1 protein-coding gene is annotated in these 236 nt (G+C 58.5%); it reads left to right on the top strand.

From position 1 onward, the window contains the following. On the top strand, positions 1–236 hold a 236-nt coding region (locus AAC854_RS23660; protein WP_340619193.1), incomplete at both ends, for an IS66 family transposase.

The raw sequence follows: 236 nt of genomic DNA, 5'->3' as shown, positions 1-236 counted from the left end.
GCTGCATCAGGCGTTAGGGCATTATGTCAGGCAATCTGCGGTTATCCATGTTGACGAAACGCCCCATCAACGCAACGGAGAAGCGGCCACCCGCTGGGTCTGGCTGCTCAGTGGCAGCAAGGCGGTTTACCAGAAAATCCGCGCTTACCGTAATGCGGAAACGGCCAAATCGCTGCTGGGCGAGACAACCCCATCGGTTGTCGTGACTGACCAGTGCGCCAGCTATCACTGGCTGG

Origin of the sequence: Xenorhabdus entomophaga, from assembly GCF_037996725.1 — a bacterium.
Lineage (GTDB): Bacteria > Pseudomonadota > Gammaproteobacteria > Enterobacterales > Enterobacteriaceae > Xenorhabdus > Xenorhabdus khoisanae.
The sequence above is the reverse complement of the archived record's forward strand: the minus strand, read 5'-3'. Positions and strand labels throughout refer to the sequence as shown.